The organism is Lactococcus nasutitermitis (assembly GCF_018403765.1).
Classification (GTDB): Bacteria; Bacillota; Bacilli; order Lactobacillales; family Streptococcaceae; genus Lactococcus; species Lactococcus nasutitermitis.
This window is the reverse complement of record NZ_BOVQ01000003.1, coordinates 280,628-301,828: the sequence shown is the minus strand read 5'-3', so window position 1 is coordinate 301,828 and position 21,201 is coordinate 280,628. Positions and strand designations below refer to the sequence as shown.

General features: G+C 38.9%; 22 protein-coding genes. 17 read left to right on the top strand and 5 right to left on the bottom strand.

The genetic code is table 11. The features are described from left to right. Positions 1–97 precede the first annotated feature (97 nt). Positions 98–1,294, top strand: coding sequence for an elongation factor Tu (tuf, locus tag KJS36_RS04140; RefSeq protein WP_213534615.1), 1,197 nt, complete (start codon positions 98–100; stop codon positions 1,292–1,294). 131 nt (positions 1,295–1,425) lie between these two features. On the opposite strand, the gene KJS36_RS04135 is transcribed toward tuf, so the two are convergent. The 3 genes from KJS36_RS04135 to KJS36_RS04125 form a co-directional block, all read right to left on the bottom strand. Further along, on the bottom strand, positions 1,426–1,770 hold the full coding sequence (locus KJS36_RS04135; protein ID WP_213534613.1) for a DUF1831 domain-containing protein: 345 nt from the start codon (positions 1,768–1,770) through the stop codon (positions 1,426–1,428). Between the two features lie 53 nt (positions 1,771–1,823). After that, entirely contained in the window at positions 1,824–3,005 is a 1,182-nt protein-coding gene (locus tag KJS36_RS04130; RefSeq protein WP_213534727.1) for a cysteine desulfurase family protein, read from the bottom strand. A gap of 168 nt (positions 3,006–3,173) precedes the next feature. Further along, entirely contained in the window at positions 3,174–3,617 is a 444-nt protein-coding gene (locus tag KJS36_RS04125; RefSeq protein ID WP_213534611.1) for a GNAT family N-acetyltransferase, read from the bottom strand. Positions 3,618–3,728: 111 nt separating this feature from the next. On the opposite strand from KJS36_RS04125, the gene KJS36_RS04120 reads away from it, so the two are divergent. The 7 genes from KJS36_RS04120 (at position 3,729) to pepT (ending at position 10,768) form a co-directional block, all read left to right on the top strand. Further along, positions 3,729–4,838 (top strand): AI-2E family transporter, encoded by a 1,110-nt coding sequence (locus tag KJS36_RS04120; RefSeq protein ID WP_213534609.1) that lies wholly within the window; start codon positions 3,729–3,731, stop codon positions 4,836–4,838. A gap of 105 nt (positions 4,839–4,943) precedes the next feature. Beyond that, complete coding sequence (locus tag KJS36_RS04115; protein WP_213534607.1) at positions 4,944–6,287, top strand: hemolysin family protein; 1,344 nt, start codon at positions 4,944–4,946, stop codon at positions 6,285–6,287. Between the two features lie 178 nt (positions 6,288–6,465). Then, a complete protein-coding gene (gene pflA, locus KJS36_RS04110; protein ID WP_213534605.1) occupies positions 6,466–7,248 on the top strand; it encodes a pyruvate formate-lyase-activating protein in 783 nt (260 codons plus the stop codon). A gap of 107 nt (positions 7,249–7,355) precedes the next feature. After that, positions 7,356–7,682: a hypothetical protein gene (locus KJS36_RS04105; protein WP_213534603.1), complete on the top strand. Its 327-nt coding sequence runs from the start codon at positions 7,356–7,358 to the stop codon at positions 7,680–7,682. Between the two features lie 109 nt (positions 7,683–7,791). After that, a complete protein-coding gene (locus KJS36_RS04100) occupies positions 7,792–8,736 on the top strand; it encodes a manganese-dependent inorganic pyrophosphatase (protein ID WP_213534601.1) in 945 nt (314 codons plus the stop codon). Next, on the top strand, positions 8,736–9,494 hold the full coding sequence (locus KJS36_RS04095) for a DUF1803 domain-containing protein (RefSeq protein ID WP_213534599.1): 759 nt from the start codon (positions 8,736–8,738) through the stop codon (positions 9,492–9,494). Before KJS36_RS04100 ends, KJS36_RS04095 begins: the two co-directional genes overlap by 1 nt. A gap of 32 nt (positions 9,495–9,526) precedes the next feature. After that, positions 9,527–10,768 carry a peptidase T gene (pepT, locus tag KJS36_RS04090; RefSeq protein ID WP_213534597.1) on the top strand — a complete coding sequence of 414 codons (1,242 nt, stop codon included), beginning with the start codon at positions 9,527–9,529 and terminating at the stop codon, positions 10,766–10,768. Positions 10,769–10,947: 179 nt separating this feature from the next. Here the strand turns inward: pepT and recQ are convergent, their stop codons facing one another. Then, on the bottom strand, positions 10,948–12,756 hold the full coding sequence (recQ, locus tag KJS36_RS04085) for a DNA helicase RecQ (protein WP_213534595.1): 1,809 nt from the start codon (positions 12,754–12,756) through the stop codon (positions 10,948–10,950). Between the two features lie 154 nt (positions 12,757–12,910). Here recQ and truA point away from each other — a divergent pair, with 154 nt between their 5' ends. The 9 genes from truA (at position 12,911) to KJS36_RS04040 (ending at position 20,122) form a co-directional block, all read left to right on the top strand. Further along, positions 12,911–13,657: a tRNA pseudouridine(38-40) synthase TruA gene (truA, locus tag KJS36_RS04080; protein ID WP_213534593.1), complete on the top strand. Its 747-nt coding sequence runs from the start codon at positions 12,911–12,913 to the stop codon at positions 13,655–13,657. Next, a complete protein-coding gene (locus tag KJS36_RS04075) occupies positions 13,650–14,471 on the top strand; it encodes a pyridoxamine kinase (protein WP_213534591.1) in 822 nt (273 codons plus the stop codon). The genes truA and KJS36_RS04075 overlap by 8 nt, the downstream gene beginning before the upstream one ends. 13 nt (positions 14,472–14,484) lie before the next feature. Continuing rightward, a complete protein-coding gene (locus tag KJS36_RS04070; RefSeq protein ID WP_213534589.1) occupies positions 14,485–14,979 on the top strand; it encodes an ECF transporter S component in 495 nt (164 codons plus the stop codon). Next, the gene (locus KJS36_RS04065) at positions 14,960–15,508 is read left to right on the top strand and encodes a TIGR01440 family protein (RefSeq protein WP_213534587.1); all 549 of its coding nucleotides are present in this window, start codon (positions 14,960–14,962) and stop codon (positions 15,506–15,508) included. Before KJS36_RS04070 ends, KJS36_RS04065 begins: the two co-directional genes overlap by 20 nt. An 86-nt stretch (positions 15,509–15,594) precedes the next feature. Next, positions 15,595–15,777, top strand: a complete 183-nt coding sequence (locus KJS36_RS04060) for a hypothetical protein (protein WP_213534585.1) — start codon at positions 15,595–15,597, stop codon at positions 15,775–15,777. Between the two features lie 160 nt (positions 15,778–15,937). Beyond that, positions 15,938–17,545 (top strand): CTP synthase, encoded by a 1,608-nt coding sequence (gene pyrG / locus KJS36_RS04055; RefSeq protein ID WP_213534583.1) that lies wholly within the window; start codon positions 15,938–15,940, stop codon positions 17,543–17,545. 213 nt (positions 17,546–17,758) lie between these two features. Then, complete coding sequence (locus tag KJS36_RS04050) at positions 17,759–18,421, top strand: GTP pyrophosphokinase (protein ID WP_213534725.1); 663 nt, start codon at positions 17,759–17,761, stop codon at positions 18,419–18,421. Further along, positions 18,408–19,220, top strand: a complete 813-nt coding sequence (locus tag KJS36_RS04045; protein WP_213534723.1) for an NAD kinase — start codon at positions 18,408–18,410, stop codon at positions 19,218–19,220. The genes KJS36_RS04050 and KJS36_RS04045 overlap by 14 nt, the downstream gene beginning before the upstream one ends. Beyond that, entirely contained in the window at positions 19,220–20,122 is a 903-nt protein-coding gene (locus KJS36_RS04040) for an RluA family pseudouridine synthase (protein ID WP_213534581.1), read from the top strand. Before KJS36_RS04045 ends, KJS36_RS04040 begins: the two co-directional genes overlap by 1 nt. 213 nt (positions 20,123–20,335) lie before the next feature. Here the strand turns inward: KJS36_RS04040 and KJS36_RS04035 are convergent, their stop codons facing one another. Then, positions 20,336–21,136 carry a peptidylprolyl isomerase gene (locus KJS36_RS04035; RefSeq protein ID WP_213534578.1) on the bottom strand — a complete coding sequence of 267 codons (801 nt, stop codon included), beginning with the start codon at positions 21,134–21,136 and terminating at the stop codon, positions 20,336–20,338. Between the last annotated feature and the right edge of the window lie 65 nt (positions 21,137–21,201).

Below are 21,201 nucleotides of genomic sequence, written 5' to 3'. Positions count from 1 at the left end.
TTAGATGAAATCAGCTATAATAGTCAAGAACGGTAGATTGTGGCAACACAGCCTGCCTATTAAAAACTATTTTTTCTAAAAGGAGACATTTTTAAAAATGGCTAAAGCTGTATACGATCGTAGTAAACCACACGTTAATATTGGTACTATTGGACACGTTGACCATGGTAAAACTACTTTGACTGCTGCAATCACTAAAGTGCTTGCTGAAAAATACCCTTCAGATACAAACGTTGTAAAAGATTACGCTTCTATCGACGCTGCACCTGAAGAACGCGAACGTGGTATCACCATCAACACTGCTCACGTTGAATACGAAACTCCAGCACGTCACTATGCGCATATCGACGCACCAGGTCACGCGGACTACGTTAAAAACATGATTACTGGTGCTGCCCAAATGGACGGTGCTATCCTCGTTGTTGCTGCAACTGATGGACCAATGCCTCAAACACGTGAACACATCTTGCTTTCACGTCAAGTTGGTGTTAAATATCTTATCGTCTTCCTTAACAAGGCTGACCTTGTTGATGATGATGAATTGTTGGAACTTGTTGAAATGGAAGTTCGTGATCTTTTGACAGAATACGACTTCGATGGCGACAATATCCCATTCGTAACTGGTTCAGCACTTGGTGCTTTGAACGGCGAACAAAAATATGTTGATGCTATCCTTGAACTTATGGATATCGTTGATACATATATCCCAACTCCAGTTCGTGACCTTGACAAACCTTTGCTTCTTCCAGTCGAAGATGTATTCTCAATCACTGGTCGTGGTACTGTTGCTTCAGGACGTATCGAACGTGGTACTGTTAAAATCAATGATGAAGTTGAAATCGTTGGTATTAAAGAAGAAACTAAAAAAGCTATCGTTACTGGTGTTGAAATGTTCCGTAAGACTCTTACAGAAGGTCAAGCCGGCGATAACGTTGGTGTATTGCTTCGTGGTGTTCAACGTGAAGAAATCGAACGTGGACAAGTTCTTGCTAAACCAGGTTCAATCACTCCTCATACACAATTTGAAGGCGAAGTTTATGTATTGACAAAAGAAGAAGGCGGACGTCACACTCCATTCTTCGACAACTACCGTCCTCAATTCTACTTCCATACAACTGACGTAACTGGTTCAGTTAAATTGCCAGAAGGTATCGAAATGGTAATGCCTGGTGATAACGTCCACATCGAAGTTGACCTTATCCACCCAGTTGCTATCGAAGAAGGAACTACATTCTCTATCCGTGAAGGTGGACGTACTGTTGGTTCAGGTATCGTAGCTACAATCGATAAATAATTCGAAAGAATTTTAAGGTAATATGATCTAAAGGTCGGACAAAATATTACCTCTAAAGACTGTCAAAACTGACAGTCTTTTTTGTTCTTAGGGAAAATGTCAAATAAAAAAAGCTCTCAAATATGAGAACTTTAAATTTTTACTTCAACAAAGACACCGCGGTCAACTAGCGCATTCATTTGAAAATAAAATTTTTCTTGGATAATATCACTTGCATTCTTGAAAATATTAACCGCGCGCAAGCCTGATTTATCAGTGATTGACATTTTAAAACCTGATAAATCTGGAGCAACAATGATTTTCAATAAAAAACCATTTCCAGAATTTGGAACTTCTTCCAACAAACGATTAAATTCAAAATTTCCAACTTTCGTCTGTATAAATGTCGTGTCTTTCAAAGTGAATTTTTTCACCGTTGGTGCCAGACGATAAGCATATTTACTATCGTCAAGATGTTTTTCAGTCACAAAAGCCATTTTTTCTCCTTTTTTATCTTAATATTTTTTGACAGAACTGTCAAAAAATATTTTTAGTTCATCAAAATATTTTTGAGAGTTTCAGCAAATTTGACAACTTCGTCAAAAGTGTTCAACTCAGAAAATGAAACACGGATATTTTCTTTTAACTGTGGAGCAGCTGTACCATAGACAGCTTCAAGCACGTGCGAAGGCTCAACAGTTCCCGCAGTACAAGCAGAACCAGTCGAAATCGCAATACCTGCCATGTCCAATTTTGTCAGCAGTAAATCATGATTTTGACCAGGAAAAGCAAGATTTACCACATGAGGCATAGATTTTCCAAATTCATTTTGGTAAAAATCAAGCGCAGTATTTTTTGATATAGCAAAGCCGTTGTGAGCTTGCTCACTTACGGATAGGCTAGTTTGTTCACCTAGTTCTGTCAAAAGTGTTTTTTTCAAATTTTCAACATGATGAAAATTATCATCCATATTTTCCAATGAAATTTCCAGAGCCTTTGCCATACCAACTAAAGAATGCAGATTTTCCGTGCCTGCGCGCCGTTTTTCTTCTTGCTCACCACCATGAATTAAACTATCAAATTTGAGAGCATCATGATAAAGAAAACCAACACCTTTTGGACCATGAAATTTATGCGCACTTGCCGACAAAAAATCAGCCCCGATTTCTTTAGGATGAGCAGGGATTTTCCCCATAATTTGCGTAGCATCTACATGAAAAACAGCTTTGTGGGCTTGCAACATCTCACCCACCTCAGCCACAGGAAGAAGTTGTCCAGTTTCATTATTGGCAGCCATCATACTGACCAAAATCGTATCCTCACGTAAATTTTGTGAAATCAGTTCTGCAGGAAAATTTCCATTTGCCAAAGGTTTGACAAAAGTCACATCAAAACCATGACGTTCATGCAAATATTTCACAGCATTCAATACAGATGGATGTTCAATCGCCGTCGTCAAAATATGATTTCCCTTGGAACGATTTGCCAGAGCATAACCAATGATTGCCGTATTATTTGCTTCACTCGCACCAGATGTAAAGACAATCTCGCGTGGCATGACATTGAGTGCTTTCGCCACAGTTTCGCGACTTTCACGCAACACTTGACTCGCCTTGCGCCCTATTGTATGCAAACTTGATGGATTACCGAAAGTAGTCGCCAAACTTTCACTCATAGCAGCCACAACCTCAGGCAAAACCGCCGTTGTCGCCGCATTATCTAAATAAATAATATTCGTTTTCTCCCTTTCACATATTTTCTAATCTTTTATATCAAAATTATTTGTACTCATAACTTATTATAAGCACCGATTATGTCTATTTTATCATCTTTTGCATATTTTGTCTGCAATTTCTACCCTTTTCAATTTAAAAAGGAATGAGCAACATAATTTCAAAACTCAATTAAACTTTTTTTCCATGCCAATATGCTGAATTCCAGCTTCTTCAAAGATTTCCCCAACTTCCTCAAAGCCAAATTGAGCATAGAAACCGCGCGCACTAAGCTGCGCATGGAGAGTGAGTGTAGTAAAGTAAGATTTTTCTGAAAAAAGAAGGAGTTCATTAAACAAACTTTTGGCATAACCTTTATGACGGTCCTCGGCAAAAACAGCCATTCGTTGAACTAGCGCTGAATGTTTATTCATATCGGCAAGCAGACGAACAGTTCCTCTTGCTTTCCCATCATCATAAAGTACAAAATGAACAGAACTCGCTTCCTCAACAGAATTTCCGACTTCTAGCTCATAAGGAACACCTTGCTCTTTGACAAAAACTTGATTGCGAATTTTTAGTGCATCAAAATAAATATCTGACATTGTATCACGTGTAATTTTTATTTCCATTCTTCCTCCAACGTAAGTTTGCTTAAACGCCTTGTTTTTATTATAATATAAACAAGTCAAAATTTAAATAATGGACTATCAAAAGTTTGTAAATAATAGAATGGAATATATATGTTTAAAAATAGTAAATTATTTTTCTGGACAATAGAGATTTTAGCAGTAGCCTTGTTGGTATTTTTACTGACAAAAATTGGCTTTATTTTTCAACCCTTGCGAACCCTACTTACTTTACTATTTATTCCCTTTATTATTGCAGGATTTTTATATTATATTTTCCATCCGATTGTTCTATTTATGGAAAAAAAGTTAAAAATTAAGCGAGTTTTCGGTGCTTTAATCATTATTGTTATCTTGTTAGGAGCGATTGTTTTAATCGTTGCTTCGATTATCCCAAGTATTATTTCACAGTTGACAGGTCTTATAAATACAACAGCAAAACTTTTCCCAGAACTCCGGCGCTGGATTGAAGAAATGTCAAAAAATCCAAGATTCCATACGATTTATGAGCAGATTGACGTAAACAGCCTTATCAATCGTTTAAACATCTCTTACACAGATGTTTTGCACAACTTACTCAACAGCATTACGATAAGTATTGGAAGCATTGTGAGCGTGATTTCGAGCATTGTGATGGTCATGATTTTAGTGCCTATTTTGCTGTACTATATGCTCAAAGATGGCGAAAAAGTTATTCCATTTTTGCGTGAACACGTTATTGTTGAGGATCGTTTGGGACTTTTCGATTTATTAGAAAATATGAATAAAACAATTTCGCGTTACATTAGTGGAGTTGCGATAGATGCAAGTTTTGTATTTGTCACAGTTTTTATTGGCTATACGATTATGGGCATTCCTTATGCGTTCTTATTTGCCTTATTTGCCGGAATAACCAATATTATTCCTTATGCAGGTCCATATATTGGTGTTCTTCCGATGGTACTTGCAGTAGCCTTTAATCATCCAATTACAGCTCTGATTGCTGTGATTTATGTATTGGTTCTTCAACAAATAGATGGCAATGTGATTTATCCTAAAATCATTGGAACAGCAGTAAAAATCCATCCAGTAACAGTTATGATTTTGATGTTGATTACAGGAAGTCTGTACGGAATTATCGGAATGATTATTGCCGTTCCAGCCTATTCACTCATCAAAGAAATTGTCAAATTTGCAACGGGACTTTATCGTAATCATCGCAAACAAAAAGAGATATTAAAATAAGTAGAAAAATGTGATATAATAGCATATAGCTGAATTTTAACTTATCTCTGAAAAGATACATTCAGAAATATTCTAATTGAATTAAAAATAATCATAGGAGTAAAAATGTCAAACCCTGATCCCGAAAGTATTGAGGTACTTTCGCAGATTTTATTACTTATCTTTCTTACAGCTTTAAATGCCTTTTTCTCAGCAAGTGAGATGGCATTAGTGTCACTCAATCACTCACGTATTGAACAAAGAGCGAGTGAAGGCGATAAGAAATATATAAATTTATTGAACGTTATTGAAAATCCCACACGTTTCTTATCAACTGTACAAGTTGGAATAACTTTCTTAAATATCGTTGCTGGTGCTAGTCTTGCAGATAGTTTAGCGGCAGAACTTTCGCCCATTATCGGACATACTGCTGCTGCCCAAACAGTTGGGAAAATCCTTATTTTAGTTATTCTAACTTTCTTTACGATTGTCTTTGGCGAACTTTTTCCAAAACGAATTGCGCAAGGATTGAAAGAAAAAGCTGCTTTACGTTTAGTACGTCCTTTACAGACAGTTGGTATTATTTTGCGACCATTTATTTGGTTGCTCACAGCTTCTATCAACGGATTGATGAAGTTGACGCCTATTCGCTTTGATAATTCAGATGAAAATATGACACGAGATGAGATGGAATATCTCGTAAGTACAGATGAAACAGCGCTCGATGAAGAAGAACGTAGTATGATGGCAGGTATTTTCAGTCTTGATGATTTGTTGGCACGTGAAATCATGGTTCCACGTACAGATGCGTTTATGATTGATATTGACGATGATACACAGGAAAATATCACAGCCATTTTAAATGAAGCCTATTCGCGCGTTCCGGTTTATGAAGATGATAAAGACAATATTCTCGGAATTTTACATACGAAAAAATTGTTGAAATTTGGTTTTGAGCATGGTTTTGAAAATATTGATATTCATGAAATGTTGCGAGAACCACTCTTTGTTCCAGAAACAATCAACGTCGATGATTTAATCCGCCAACTACGCAAAACGCACAACCAAATGGCAGTTTTACTTGATGAATACGGTGGTGTGGTTGGTATTGTAACTCTTGAAGATATGCTTGAAGAAATCGTTGGTGAAATCGAAGACGAAACAGATGTCGCTGAAAAAGAAGTGTATAAGATTGGCGACAATATGTATGTTGTTCAAGGCAAGATGACTTTGAATGATTTCAATGAAGAATTTGAAACCCATCTTGAAAGTAATGATGTAGATACGATTGCGGGGTATTTCTTAGCAACAACGGGTAAAATTCCAGAAAGGGGACAACAAGTTGTTTGTGATGTAGATAATGAGGAAGACCATTTCTCTTTGACAAGTCTGGAAATTGATGGAAAACGAATTGTGAAGTTACGTGTGGAATTTGAAAATAAAGAAAAAGAAGAAGATACAAAAAACTAATATTTCGATGAAAAAGCTATTTGTTATATGACATAGCTTTTTCTTTTTGAATGAAAAATTTAAAGGAATGAGAGTTTATAAAATGAGCTATTTATGGTATGATATAGGTGTAAAATACTAAAATTTTTTTGAAGTTTTGCTTTGTTAAAAGTAGAATTTAATAGAGACGGAGACTAAAATGGTCGAAGATTATAAGCAAGTAAAAGGCTTGATACATTCCACGGAGACTTTTGGAACAGTTGATGGTCCTGGTGTACGTTTTGTTATATTCATGCAGGGATGTCGGATGCGTTGTAAATATTGTCATAATCCGGATACTTGGGCAATGAAAAGTGATAAAGCTGAGGAGCGCACGGTTGAAGATGTGATGCAAGAAGCCTTACGTTTCCAAGGATTTTGGGGTGAAAAAGGCGGCATTACTGTTTCTGGTGGAGAAGCAATGTTGCAAATTGACTTTGTAACGGCGTTATTTAAGTATGCACATGAGTTAGGTATTCATACAACGCTTGATACAGCGGCGCAACCTTATAAGACAGATGCTTATGTTACCGAACATATTGATGAATTGCTTGATGTAACAGACTTAGTGCTGCTCGACTTGAAAGAAATCAATCCTGAACGTCATAGAGAGTTGACGGCAAATAAAGTTGATAATATTCTTGAATTTGCTCAGTATCTCTCTGAGCGTGGCAATGCCATGTGGGTGCGCCATGTCCTAGTTCCCGGAGAAAGTGATTTTGATGAGGATTTGGTCGAACTTGGGGAATTTGTTAAAACGCTGAAAAATGTATTGAAGTTTGAAATCCTGCCTTATCACACAATGGGAGAATTTAAATGGCGCGAATTGGGCTGGAAATATCAGCTTGAAGGAGTTAAGCCTCCTACAAAAGACCGTGTGCATAATGCAAAAGAAATTATGGATACGGAAAGTTATCAGGAATATCTGGAACGGATTAAATAATGAAAAATCTGCTATTAGCAGATTTTTTTGTTTCAAGCTTGGAACAAAAAGGAAAACCAGTAAAAAGCGGGTTATAATAGATATAACAGAAAAAGGAGGTGCTTTTTATGAAAGCGAAATATGGTATGGATGTGTATTGCGATGTCTGGAAAGTAACGAGAGATGAGAAACCAGAAGATTGGGTTCAAGAATTATTGGACAAGAAGCGGTTGGTTTGGAAAAAAGATAGTTTGGGAAGAATTTCGCTTCAGCCAAGTAATAATCTTGAAAAGTTGGGACTGGTTTCTCAAATTTTGGTATCTAAGAGCGGTGGTGCAGCATTTTCTACTTTTATTAAAGCTTATGTCGGAGATTATTTTATTCGTCGAGAAGTTGATGGCGAATTTTTGACAGTATCAGAGAAAAAATTTGAGAAAGAATATAGTATTTTGTAAATTTGTTTATTTTGACAGTTTTGTCAAAAAAGTTAATAAGATGAAAGCGTGAATTTTTACGCTTTTTTTGGTATAATTTGGGAGAATATAAAATAAAAGAGGTAAAAAAATGTCTGATAAAATTCTTGTTTTTGGTCATCAAAAACCTGATACTGATGCGATTGGTTCATCTTATGGTTTTTCTTATTTGAGCAATCATCGTCCTGTTGGTGCTTTGAATACGGAAGTCGTAGCACTTGGTGAACCTAATGAAGAAACACAATTTGTGCTTGATTATTTTGGTGTGAAAATGCCACGTATCGTCACTTCTGCCAAAGAAGAAGGTGTAGATACTGTTATCTTGACAGACCATAATGAATTCCAACAGTCAATTTCTGATATTGAAGATGTGACAATCTTTGGTGTGGTAGATCACCATCGTGTGGCAAATTTTAATACGGCTGCACCTTTGTTTATGACGGTTGAACCTGTTGGTTCTGCATCATCTATTGTTTATCGTAAATTCCTTGAAGCTGGTGTTGAAATTCCTAAAGAAATTGCCGGACTTTTGCTTTCTGGTTTGATTTCTGATACTTTGCTTTTGAAATCTCCAACGACACATCCAACAGATTTTAAAGTAGCTGAAGATTTGGCAAAAATTGCTGGTGTTAATCTTGAAGAATACGGCATGGCAATGTTGAAAGCTGGAACAAATCTTGATTCTAAATCTGCAGACGAATTGATTGATATTGATGCGAAAACTTTTGAGTTGAATGGTTCAAAAGTGCGTATTGCTCAAGTAAATACTGTAGATATCAATGATGTGCTTGGTCGTTTGACAGATGTCAAAGAAGCAATCAAGAGCTATATGACTGCGGGTGGATTTGATGATTTCGTCTTTATGATTACAGATATTGTCAATTCAAACTCAGAAATTGTCGAAATTGGTAGTCACGCAGATAAGGTTGAAGCGGCTTTCCACTTTAGCCTTGAAGATGACCATGCTTTCCTTGCTGGCGCTGTATCACGTAAGAAACAGGTCGTTCCTCAACTTACTGAAGAATTTTCTAAATAATGACAATCAAAGTGTATAATGAAAATCGGCTGACGCGTCAGCCTTTTTTCAAAATGTTGATTGACTATCTTTTCAGTCATGAGGACGTGAAATTGCGGGAAATTCATCGGGATTTTCCGGATGTGGCAAATCTTGACCGGCAACTGGATATTTTTATTGCTGCTGGTTTGGTTAAAAGGCAAGAAAAGCGCTATATGCTTGCTTTACCTGTGCTTTCAGATGACTTGTTGACGGATGAAAAAGCTGCACAAGCAACTCACAATCAATATACACAGCCATTTTTTGTTTTGAAAGAAAGTACATTGGCAGAGACATTAGACTATTCTTATCGTTTTCAAAGCTTGGCAAATCATACAAATGCTGTGATATTGAATTTTTGTTCGACTTATGATAGAAAATCTGAGACTTTGGCAAATTATTTTTATAAAGTGGCTGAGGGTTTGGAATTGTCAGAGTTGGAAACGGAGATTTATCAGTTGATGGGCGATGTTGATATTGAATATGCGCTCAAATATATGACTACTTTCTTGTTGAAATTTCTGAAAAAAGAAGTTGTTAAAAATCGTTCAGATATTTTTGTAATGGTTCTTGAAAAATATGGTGTTATTGAAAAAATTTCTGAGCAGGAATATAGATGTTTGCTGAATTTTTCTCAGCAGGAAATTCCTGAGGTTACATTTGAGACAGCGGAAGATTTTGTTTTGGCTCAAATTCAACAACAAAACGCTATTGCTCCTTTTATTTCTTTGGGAGAATGAATAATTTACAATAATAAAAAAGAGGAGATTTTATGAAATACGAAAAATTATTAGCACGATTTTTGGACTATGTGAAAGTCAATACGCGCTCTGATGAATATAGTACAACAACGCCATCGACGGCGACACAAGTTGCTTTTGCGCACAAGTTGGAAGCAGAACTTCGCGAAATTGGTGTGCAGGATATTCATTATTTGGAAAAAAACGGTTATCTGATTGGAACCATTCCTGCGACAACAACGAAGAATGTTCGCAAAATTGGCTTTCTCGCGCACATGGATACGGCGGATTTCAATGCCGAAGGTGTGAATCCGCAGGTTTTAGAAAATTATGATGGCAAAAGTGTGATTTCACTTGGAGAGACAGAATTTGTGCTTGACCCTGCTGAATTTCCGCATTTGAAAAATTATCAGGGACAAACGTTGATTCATACGGATGGGACAACCTTGCTTGGCTCTGATGATAAGTCGGGTGTCGCTGAGATTATCACGCTGGCTGATTTTCTGATTAATTTGCATCCTGAGCTGGAACACGGCGAAATTCGTATTGGTTTTGGACCAGATGAGGAAATCGGTGTAGGTGCAGATAAGTTTGATGTGCCTGATTTTGATGTGGATTTTGCTTATACGGTAGATGGCGGTCCTTTGGGGGAATTGGAATATGAAACATTTTCTGCGGCGGGAGCTGTGGTTGAATTTCAAGGGAAAAATGTCCACCCAGGAACAGCGAAAAATCAGATGGTTAATGCAGCTTTGTTGGCAATGGCATTTCAAGCAGAGTTACCAGCTGCTGAACGTCCAGAATTGACTGAGGGGCGTGAAGGCTTCTATCATCTGGAAAAAATGGAAGCGAGTGTTGAAAATGCACGTGTTCAGTACATTATCCGCGACCATGATGAGGCGAAATTTGCAGCGCGTAAAGCAAAAATGCTTGAAATTGCTGAGAAAATGAATGCTGAACTGGGTAGCGAACGCGTCAAAGTGACGCTGAAAGACCAGTATTACAACATGGCGCAGATTATTGAAAAAGATATGAGCATTATTGACATTGCCAAAGAAGCGATGGAAAATCTCGGGATTACACCTGTGATTGAGCCTGTGCGCGGTGGAACAGATGGCTCTAAGATTTCATTTATGGGATTGCCAACGCCAAATCTTTTTGCCGGTGGCGAGAATATGCACGGTCGTTATGAGTTTGTCAGCTTGCAATCTATGGAAAAAGGGGTCGATGTGTTACTTGAGATTTTGCGTTTGAACCAAAATGTTGAAAAATAATTTTTGACATAGCGAAGCCGTTGTGAGCTTGCTCACTTACGGATAGGCTAGTTTGACCTAGTTCTGTCAAAAATTATTTCAGTCAATTTATCCATATTTTGATAGAAAGAAAAAATGAATTCACTTTTAGAATTCATTTTTTCATCACAATTTTTTTTGACAAAACCGTCAAAAATTATTTATAAAGTATTAGTGCTGTTTTCAGCTATTTTTTGATAGTCAATAATCTTGTCAATAAAGGCGCTACCGTATTTTTGGACTTTGACAGGTCCGACACCAGAAACTTGAAGAAATTCGTCTGCGTTGTTTGGCATGATCCGTGTCATATCTTTGAGAGCGGCATCTGAAAAAATCATAAAAGGTGGGACATTTTCAGTTTTTGCAAATTCCATACGTAATAATCGTAATTCTTCAAAAAGTGCCATATTCACAGCTGTTTGTTCGGACGAAGTGCTTGTTTTTGCTTCTGTAAGCAGTGTAGTGCGCCGATAGACTTTGTCAAGACCTTTTAACACTCTGCTACCAGTCTGCGAAACGCTAAGCAAAGGAAATTTTCCAGACGTAACATTGAGATAATTTTCTGCCGTGAGGAAGTCAATCAATTCTCCAACTTGTTTTTGTGTTTGGCGACTCATAATGCCAAAAGTTGAGAGCTTCTCAAAATGCCAGCGTGTCAGATTTTTATTTTTTGAACCAATGAGAACTTGTGCGACAGCTGTTTTCCCGAAGCGTTCACCCATACGAATAACGCAGGAAAGCACTTTTTGTGTGTCAATAGTGACATCTATTCGTTCACGCGTATCCAAACAGTTGCTACATTTTCCGCAATCGTCACCCTCATCGCCAAAATACTGCAAAATATAGCGTTGCAAGCAGGTCTCAGAACTCGTGTAAGCCTGCATTTGCCGGAGTTTTTCGTACTCATGCGCTTTATAAGTCTCATCGCCTTCACTCTGCTCAATCAGAAAATTGCGAATCCGCAAATCGTTAGGCGCATAGAGCAAAATCGCATCAGAATCTAATCCATCACGTCCAGCGCGCCCAGCTTCTTGATAATAACTCTCAATCGTTGCTGGCATACTGTAATGAATGACGAATCGCACATTACTCTTGTTAATGCCCATTCCAAAAGCATTTGTCGCCACCATAATCGGTGTGAAATCATAAAGAAAAGCTTCCTGATTGCGCTGGCGTTCACTTTCTGAAAGTCCTGCATGATAGCGCGTTGCTGGGAAATTATTTTTATTGAGAAAGTCGGTCACTTCCTCAACTTCCTTGCGGGTACTAGCATAGATAATACCTGACTGCTCAGGATGTTGGCGCAGATAATTTTTTAGAAAATCATGCTTATCCATTCCTTTGATGACTTCAAAAGACAAATTTTCACGAAGAAAACCCGTAGTGACAGTATTTTCAGGGGAAATATTAAGAAGTTGTTGGATATCTGCCATGACTTTCGGTGTCGCCGTCGCTGTCAGGGCGAGAATAGTTGGAGAGCTTGGGAAAGTGTGCAAATACTGGGCAAAAGTCACATAGCTGGGACGAAAATCATGTCCCCATTGCGAGATACAATGTGCTTCGTCAATCGCAATCAACTCCAGTGGTAAATGTCGCAAAAAATAAATAAAATCTTCAGACTCAAAACGTTCAGGCGCAACGAAAAGAAGTTTTGTAGTACCATTTTCCACCTGCTGCATCCGAAAACTGGCTTCACTCTCATCAATCGTGGAGTTGAGAAAGGTTGCAGGAATACCAGCAACATTGAGAGCATCAACTTGGTCTTTCATGAGGGAAATCAAAGGGGAAATTACCAAAGTCACACCAGACTGCAAAAGAGCAGGAAGTTGATAACAGATAGATTTTCCAGCACCTGTTGGCAAAATACCCAGCGTATCCGTGTGTGCTAAGACTTGCTGAATAATTGATTCTTGTCCCTTGCGAAAATGCTCATAACCAAAAATTTCTTTGAGATTTTTTTCTAAATTCATACTCATTCTATTATACGTTTTAAAAGACAAAAAATCACGCTTTGGTCTACAAAAATTTAGAGGGAAGTAAAATGATTTTGTATTTTGTATTTTTGAAAGTCTCTATGAAAAAATGAAAAGGTCAAGTGACTGAAAATTTGGTATAATAATAGCTATGACTAGATATAGAGCGATAATTGCTTATGATGGGACGAATTTTTCGGGATTTCAGGTGCAAGAAAAGCAACGAACAGTTCAGGAAGAATTAGAAAAAGTGCTGACTAAACTGAACTCACACAAGTTTGTGACTTTGCATGGTTCAGGACGGACGGACTCAGGGGTTCATGCTTTGGGACAGGTGGTTCATTTTGATTTGGATGGACAGCGTGATTTGGAGAAATTGCGTTTTGCTTTGGATACACAAAGTCCGGCAGATATTGCTGTGAAATCTGTGGATGTTGTTGCTGATGATTGGCATTCACGTTTTGCTCCTCATGAGAAAATTTATGAGTATTATTTGGAAAATTCTCAGGTGCGTGCGCCATTTAATCGTTTATATTGGGCTTATTTTCGCTATCATCTTGATGTTGAAAAAATGCAGGAAGCAATTAAATTACTTGTGGGAACACATGATTATACAGGTTTTACGGCAGCTGGCTCGACGGTTGATGATAAGGTACGTGTAATTTCTCAGGCGGAACTTGTGCAATTGGATGCGGAACATTATAAGTTTATTTTTCGTGGCAATGGTTTTCTGTATAAACAAGTGAGAAATATGGTGGGAACGCTGATTAAAATTGGCAATGAGCGAATGCCTGTTCAGAGAATTGATGAGATATTTGCGACGGGAAATCGTAGATTGGCAGGTCCAACGGCTGCACCAGAGGGCTTATTTTTGAAGGAGGTAATTTATTTTGAGTAAAAATGTTTTGGCGGTACATGATATTTCGTGTATTGGACGTTGTAGTTTGACGGTAGCTTTGCCTATTATTAGTAGTTTTGGTGTGGAAACACGTTTGCTACCAACGGCACTTTTGTCAACTCATACGGGAGGGTTTACAGGTTTTACTTATCTTGATTTGACAGATGAGATGCGGAAGATTTTGGAGGCTTGGGAACCTTTGAAATTGAGTTTTGATAGTATTTATAGTGGTTTTATGGCATCTGCTGAGCAGATTGATGTGTTAAAAGGAATTATTCGTGAGTATAAGACGAAAAAAAATGTGAGTGTTGTTGACCCGGTAATGGCGGACAATGGTGAACTTTATGGTGTTTTTGATGCAGATTTTGTGAAGAAAATGGCGGAGTTAATTCCTTTTGCAGATGTATTGACACCGAATATTACGGAAGCTTGTCTGTTGACGGATACTGCTTATCGAGAAGTGCAAGATGCAGAATTTATTGCTGAACTTATTGGAAAACTGCGAGAAAAAGGTGCAAAATCTGTTGTTTTGACTGGAGTGACTTATGTTGCGGGAGAAGTTGGTATTGCTGTGAGCGAAGAAAATGCAGAGATTAAAACTTATTTTGCTCGGCAGATTTCTGGAAGTTATCATGGAACGGGAGATGTTTTTGGTTCGGTTCTTACAGCGAAGTTAGTCGCAGGAGAAGAACTTTTTGAGGCAGCTAAGACGGCTGTGGCTTTTGTGATTGAAAGTATCAAGGCAACACCTGAAACTGCGGATAAACGTTATGGCGTTGAGTTTGAACAGGTGCTGGCAAGTAAGAAATTTTAAGTGAGAAGATGATATGAAAAAATATACAACGCAGAAAATTGCTTTATTGGGATTGTTGGCGGCTGCGACATTTGTTTTGGGCAGATTTTTACAGATACCTATTCCGGCGGTAAATGGTTATGTGACCTTGCTTGATGCTGGGATATTTACTGTGGCACTTTCTTTTGGTAAGAAAGAGGGTGCGATTGTTGGTGGTCTTGCTGCTTTTCTTTCGGATTTGACAAGTGGTTATCCGCAATGGATGTTATTTTCACTGGTGATTCATGGGTTGCAGGGTTATTTTGGGGCATTTTTTAAATATCGTGTCTTGAATTGGTCTGTTTCTGGTGTTATTATGGTAGGAGGATATTTCTTGGCGACTTGGTTGCTTTATGGCTTTGTAGCGGCAATCAATCCTTTGACAAATATTCCGAATATCATCCAGACAACGGTGGGATATATCGTTGGTGCTTTGATTGCAAAATTATTGGAAAGAACAGGTATTCTTCATGGACTTGCAAAAAATTAAAAGTGATACTCAAATAATTATTGATGATGTGATTACACAATCGGGAATTAAAGCGGGGCAGATTTTCGTGCTGGGGCTTTCAAGTTCGGAGGTCAATGGTGGGATTATTGGGAAAAATAGTTCGGCTGAGATTGGCGAAACGATTGTTGGTGTGATTTATCAAACGTTGCATGATAAGGGAATTTATCTGGCAGTTCAGGCTTGTGAACATCTTAATCGTGCTTTGTTGGTTGAGGCAGAATTGGCTGAGAAAAAGGATTTGGAAGTTGTTTCTGTTGTACCGCAACTTCATGCTGGTGGAAGCGGGCAAGTTGCCGCTTATCAGCTGTTTGAAAATCCGGTGGAAGTGGAACATATCACAGCTTTTGCTGGGCTGGATATTGGCGATACGAGCATTGGAATGCACGTAAAGCATGTGCAAATACCTATTCGTCCAAGTTTGCGTGAACTTGGTGGGGCGCACGTGACGGCGCTGAAATCTCGTCCTAAGTTGATTGGTGGGGAACGAGCGCGTTATGCGGTAGAATGAGTGATTTTTTCTGAAAATGATTTCGTTTTGTAAAATGAGTAAATCATGAGATAATGACGTTATCATGAAAGAATGGAGAAAATCATATGACAAAAAAAGAACAAAATCATTCTTTGGTCGAGCTTTTTAATCGGATGCCTGAAAATGTAGATTTAGCGGATTATGAAGTGGTGGATGATGAGGTTGATGCGCACGCTAATCATCGTCGTATCAGTCGTTATGCTCGTTCGGAACAACGTTTTAATAATAGTATGAAGGGTAAAAATTAAAATACTGATACATACTTCTGAATGTTGCTACTTGCTAAATTTCGAAAATTTGGTATAATAATGTTCGGGCACCGCTTTTGCGGTTACAGATGCTCCCAGTTGTGGGAGCATATTTTTTTATTTTCCCAGTTTTATTTGACAAAAAGAATGAGGAGATTTCATGGCAACTAAGTATATTTTCGTCACAGGTGGTGGGACATCATCAATGGGTAAAGGGATTGTAGCGGCTTCTTTGGGACGTTTGCTAAAAAATCGGGGATTGAAAATCACGGTACAAAAATTTGACCCTTACTTGAATATCGACCCTGGGACGATGAGTCCTTATCAGCATGGGGAAGTATTTGTCACAGATGATGGGGCTGAGACCGACCTTGATCTTGGACATTATGAGCGTTTTATTGATATCAATCTGAACAAATATTCTAATGTGACTTCTGGGAAAGTGTATTCTGAGATTTTGCGGAAAGAGCGTAAGGGAGAATATCTGGGTGCGACGGTGCAAATGGTACCGCACGTGACAAATATGCTCAAGGAGAAGATTAAACGTGCGGCAACGACGACGGATGCGGATGTGATTATCACAGAAGTTGGTGGAACGGTTGGCGATATGGAATCTTTGCCATTTATCGAGGCCTTACGTCAGATGAAGTCAGAAGTTGGGGCTGATAATGTGATGTATATTCACACAGTGCCTATTTTGCATTTGCGGGCGGCTGGCGAGTTGAAAACGAAAATTGCACAAAATGCGACGAAAACCTTGCGTGAATATGGTATTCAGGCGAATATGCTCGTATTGCGGACGGAAGTGCCGATTACGCAGGAGATGCGTGATAAGGTGGCGATGTTCTGTGATGTGGCTCCTGAGGCGGTTATTCAATCCTTGGACGTGGAACATTTGTATCAAATTCCTTTGAATTTGCAGGCGCAAAATATGGACCAGATTGTTTGTGACCATTTGAAATTGGATGCGCCAAAGGCGGATATGACGGAATGGTCAGCGATGGTTGACCATGTCATGAATTTGAAGAAAAAAGTGACGATTGCTCTGGTTGGTAAATATGTTGAATTGCCAGATGCTTATTTGTCAGTGGTTGAAGCCTTGAAACATGGTGGTTATGCAGCGGATAGTGAGCTGGATTTGCGTTGGGTCAATGCGAATGATGTGACGGATGAAAATGTTGCTGGTTTGCTTGCTAGTGCTGATGGGATTATCGTGCCTGGTGGATTTGGTGCTCGTGGTACGGAAGGGAAAGTTTCGGCAATTAAATATGCGCGTGAAAATGATGTGCCTTTCTTGGGAATTTGTCTGGGAATGCAGATGGTTTGTGTGGAATATGCGCGTCATGTCTTGAATATGGCTGGGGCAAATTCGAGTGAATTGGATCCGAAAACGGAATACCCTGTGATTGACTTGATGCGTGACCAGGTGGATGTGGAAGATATGGGTGGAACGTTGCGTTTGGGCTTGTATCCTGCGAAGCTGAAGGCAAATTCACAAGCCTGTGCAGCATACAATGGTGCGGAAGTGGTCCAACGTCGTCATCGTCATCGTTATGAATTTAACAATAAATATCGTGAAGATTTTGAGGCTGCTGGATTTACTTTCTCTGGTGTGTCGCCAGACAATCGTTTGGTCGAAATCGTGGAATTGACAGACCATAAATTCTTTGTGGCTTGCCAATATCACCCTGAATTGCAATCACGTCCCAATCGTCCTGAGGAGCTTTATCAAGCATTTATCAAGGCGGCTGTTGATAATCAAAAATAATATGGAAAATCTCTGTTCTTGGAATGGAGATTTTTTTTGACGGTTCTGTCAAAATTTTTATGAGTTATTTTCTGTAAAAAAAAGCTTTTTGACAGTTCTGTCAAAAAAATTGGGAGGATTGTGGGAGAATGTGTGCGGGATATGGTATAATTTAAGGTAAGAAAATGATTGTGAAAGGAAAATGAGGGCGCGGTGCGTCGTCTGATGAAAAATATGGCATTTGACTGGGAAGAATTTCTCGATCCGTATGTGCAGACGGTGGGAGAGCTAAAGATTAAACTGCGTGGTGTGCGCAAACAGTATTTGAAAAAGGGATTGTACTCGCCGATTGAATTTGTGACTGGGCGCGTGAAGCGGCGCGATTCGATTATGAAAAAGTCGCGGATGCGCGGTTATACGCGAGACACTTTGGCGGAAATGGAAGATATTGCTGGCATTCGGATTATGGTGCAATTTTCTGAGGATGTCTGGGATGTTTTGGATTTATTGCGCAAGCGACAGGATATAAAAATCGTTGAGGAACGTGATTATATCAATCATCAGAAAGCATCAGGATATCGCAGTTATCATGTGATTGTTGAGTATCCGATTGATACGATTGAGGGACATAAGGTGGTCAATGCGGAGATTCAGATTCGGACATTGGCGATGAATTTTTGGGCGACGATTGAACATTCGCTGAATTATAAATATGATGGATTGATTCCAGAAAAAGTCAAAACACGTCTGTCAAATGCGGCGCGTGAAGCGGCACAAATGGATTTGGAGATGTCATCCATTCGTGAGGAAATTCAGGATGCACAACTGCTTTTTGATGGGCCACAAGCCCGAACGGATTTGAAAAAGGAACATGGGGAAGATGATGAGCGCTGGTAAAAAAGTTTGGTTGATTGGAAATTCTAGTGAAAAGTCGCAAAAAACTTTGACAAAACTGTCAAAAATGTTGCAGGCAGAAAAATTTATTTTGGACGACTTAAATCCAGAAATTGTCATCTCGGTTGGCGGAGATGGCACACTTTTGCGCGCCATGCACATGTACGAGTATCAGCTGGAGCGCGTGCGTTTTGTTGGTGTGCATACGGGTCACTTGGGCTTTTACACAGATTTTGTTGAGAGCGAATTGCCTAAAGTTGTTGAGGCGCTAAAAAATGAAAATCCAGCAGAAGCAGTGCATTATCCGCTGATGAAAGTTGTTGTGCGCTTTGATGATGGTTATCAGGTGGAACGTCATGTGCTTAATGAATCTACAATTCGCCGTGCATCAAAAACGATGGTTTGTGATGTGAAAATTTCTGGGAGTTTATTTGAAACATTTCGTGGAGATGGTCTGTCAATTTCAACGCCGACAGGTTCAACCGCTTACAATAAATCTATTGGTGGCGCAGTCATGCACCCACGTGTAGAAGCAATGCAGATGGCAGAAGTTGCCAGTTTGAACAATATTGTCTATCGTACGCTTGGTGCGCCGATGATTGTCGCCAAAAAAGACACGATTACCGTTTGTCCAGCCAAAGAAGATGATTACAGCTTGACTTTTGACCAGCTGACTTTTGAGTACAAAAATCTCAAGTCGATTGAGTTCAGCCTTGATGGTACAACGATTGCTTTTGCAAATTGTGCCCATACAAGCTTTTGGGAGCGCGTGCGCAATTCATTTATTGGTGAGGTTAAATAATGCAGTTTAGTTTTACCAATGATAATGATGGAAGTATGGTCAAAGCACTTTTGCACCGGCACAGCGTTTCGCGCCGTTTGCTTGCCAAGATTAAATTTGACGGTGGCAAAATCTATGTTAATGGTCTTGAGCAAAATGCCATTTTTCGCATGAAAATCGGAGATGTTGTCACTATTACCGTGCCAAATGAGCCGGATAATGAAGCGCTGATTCCGACAGAAATTCCTTTGAATATTTTATTTGAAGATGCTCATTATCTTGTAGTGGCAAAACCTGCGGGAATGCCGTCAATCACTGGATCACTTCACCCAACAGGTGCGATGTCAAATGCTGTGAAAGGTTACATTTTGCGCCAGCATTATGAAAATCAAACCGTGCATATTATCACGCGACTGGACAGGGACACAAGTGGCATCATGTTTTTTGCCAAACATCGTTACGCACACGCGCTGATGTCGCCAGAATCCAAGTATCATGAAACAATTGAAAAACGCTATTTTGCTCTTGTCAATGACGACGGTAAGCTCCCAGACACGGACGAGATAAATTTGCCGATTGGACGACGAGATGACTCGATTATATTGAGACAAGTGCGATTGGACGGTGCTGCAAAAGAAGCTCGGACAACTTACAGAACTGTCAAAAAAGTCAATAAACTTGCCCTGCTTGACCTCACACTTCACACAGGACGGACACATCAAATTCGTGTCCATTTATCCCATCTTGGCTATCCACTCGTTGGCGACGAACTTTATGGAGGCAATCATGACTTGATGACACGCCAAGCTTTGCACTGCCATTATTTAGAATTTCATCATCCATTTACTGACAAAACTGTCAAAATTGATTTGGACTTGCCAGATGACATGAAACAACTTATTGACACAGAAAAAAGTTTTTGACAGACTTGATAAACATATTAGGGTATCCGTATCTCCACTTCGTTACGTTGTCCATACCACAGGTGTCCGTTTTGTCATCATTGCTAAAGCAATGGACAAAAAGGCTTGTCCTAAGTGACTAAAATTACAAGGCAAAATGGCAAGCAAGCTCACAACGGCCTCCCTATGTCAAAAATAAAAAAGCTCTGACAGACTTGTCAAAGCGTTTTTTTATCACTTTTTAAATTTCCAATCTTTCAAAATCGTCACACCCGTGATTTTCTCAGGATGTACAGGAGAAGAAGCTTCGCCAGACTGTGAATTTGTCTGCACCTGTGCTGATGCAATCTTATCAACAATATCCATTCCAGAAATCACCTGACCAAACACCGTATAACCACCATCAAGACTTGGATAACCACCGTGCGCATAAGCATCCAAAATCTTCTGTGGATATTTACTCGTATCAGAAATCTGACCAGTCATATTTTGTGAATTTTGCACAATGAAAAACTGTGAGCTACTTGAGTCAGGTTGACCAGTATTTGCTAAAGAAACAGCGCCACGTATATTGTAAAGACGATTAGAAATTTCCGTGCTAAAAGGCTGATTATCATTGACAACAGAAGTACTACCTGTTCCCGTATTTGACGGGTCACCAGTCTGTATCATAAAATTATTGATGACTCGGAAAAATTCATTATCTTTATAATAACCTTGTTTTGCCAAAGTCAAGAAATTTTGAACTGCCAAGGGAGCAAGTTTAGGGAAAAGTTTGATGTCAATATTTCCCGCAGTCGTTTCCAAGCGTACCTCAGCTTCATCAGAAGCCACCGTATTTGATAATTGTGGCAAATCCAATTTATTCAAATCCGCCTGACTCATCGTACTACTTTCAGTCGTCCTATCTGGTGAGCTACTAGAACTATCATTAGAACTGTTTGAGCGCGTTAAGAAAAAGATTAACAAGCCAGCAACAACGACCACCACCACAGCAGCGATTGCTGCAATAATTATTTTAGTTTTCTTATTCATATTGAATATTTTATCATAAAATTAAATATTTATAAATATTTTTCAAGAAATTTTTATCTGATGCT

Excerpts from the sequence above, each read along its gene's own strand:
- KJS36_RS04105 (WP_213534603.1), top strand. The coding sequence starts at position 7,356 with ATGAAAGCGAAATATGGTATGGATGTGTATTGCGATGTCTGGAAAGTA.
- truA (WP_213534593.1), top strand. The coding sequence starts at position 12,911 with ATGACTAGATATAGAGCGATAATTGCTTATGATGGGACGAATTTTTCG.
- KJS36_RS04035 (WP_213534578.1), bottom strand. The coding sequence starts at position 21,136 with ATGAATAAGAAAACTAAAATAATTATTGCAGCAATCGCTGCTGTGGTG.
- KJS36_RS04060 (WP_213534585.1), top strand. The coding sequence starts at position 15,595 with ATGACAAAAAAAGAACAAAATCATTCTTTGGTCGAGCTTTTTAATCGG.
- tuf (WP_213534615.1), top strand. The coding sequence starts at position 98 with ATGGCTAAAGCTGTATACGATCGTAGTAAACCACACGTTAATATTGGT.
- KJS36_RS04045 (WP_213534723.1), top strand. The coding sequence starts at position 18,408 with ATGAGCGCTGGTAAAAAAGTTTGGTTGATTGGAAATTCTAGTGAAAAG.
- KJS36_RS04100 (WP_213534601.1), top strand. The coding sequence starts at position 7,792 with ATGTCTGATAAAATTCTTGTTTTTGGTCATCAAAAACCTGATACTGAT.
- pyrG (WP_213534583.1), top strand. The coding sequence starts at position 15,938 with ATGGCAACTAAGTATATTTTCGTCACAGGTGGTGGGACATCATCAATG.
- KJS36_RS04095 (WP_213534599.1), top strand. The coding sequence starts at position 8,736 with ATGACAATCAAAGTGTATAATGAAAATCGGCTGACGCGTCAGCCTTTT.
- KJS36_RS04040 (WP_213534581.1), top strand. The coding sequence starts at position 19,220 with ATGCAGTTTAGTTTTACCAATGATAATGATGGAAGTATGGTCAAAGCA.
- recQ (WP_213534595.1), bottom strand. The coding sequence starts at position 12,756 with ATGAATTTAGAAAAAAATCTCAAAGAAATTTTTGGTTATGAGCATTTT.
- KJS36_RS04120 (WP_213534609.1), top strand. The coding sequence starts at position 3,729 with ATGTTTAAAAATAGTAAATTATTTTTCTGGACAATAGAGATTTTAGCA.
- KJS36_RS04115 (WP_213534607.1), top strand. The coding sequence starts at position 4,944 with ATGTCAAACCCTGATCCCGAAAGTATTGAGGTACTTTCGCAGATTTTA.
- KJS36_RS04070 (WP_213534589.1), top strand. The coding sequence starts at position 14,485 with ATGAAAAAATATACAACGCAGAAAATTGCTTTATTGGGATTGTTGGCG.
- KJS36_RS04135 (WP_213534613.1), bottom strand. The coding sequence starts at position 1,770 with ATGGCTTTTGTGACTGAAAAACATCTTGACGATAGTAAATATGCTTAT.
- KJS36_RS04050 (WP_213534725.1), top strand. The coding sequence starts at position 17,759 with ATGGCATTTGACTGGGAAGAATTTCTCGATCCGTATGTGCAGACGGTG.
- pflA (WP_213534605.1), top strand. The coding sequence starts at position 6,466 with ATGGTCGAAGATTATAAGCAAGTAAAAGGCTTGATACATTCCACGGAG.
- KJS36_RS04125 (WP_213534611.1), bottom strand. The coding sequence starts at position 3,617 with ATGGAAATAAAAATTACACGTGATACAATGTCAGATATTTATTTTGAT.
- pepT (WP_213534597.1), top strand. The coding sequence starts at position 9,527 with ATGAAATACGAAAAATTATTAGCACGATTTTTGGACTATGTGAAAGTC.
- KJS36_RS04065 (WP_213534587.1), top strand. The coding sequence starts at position 14,960 with ATGGACTTGCAAAAAATTAAAAGTGATACTCAAATAATTATTGATGAT.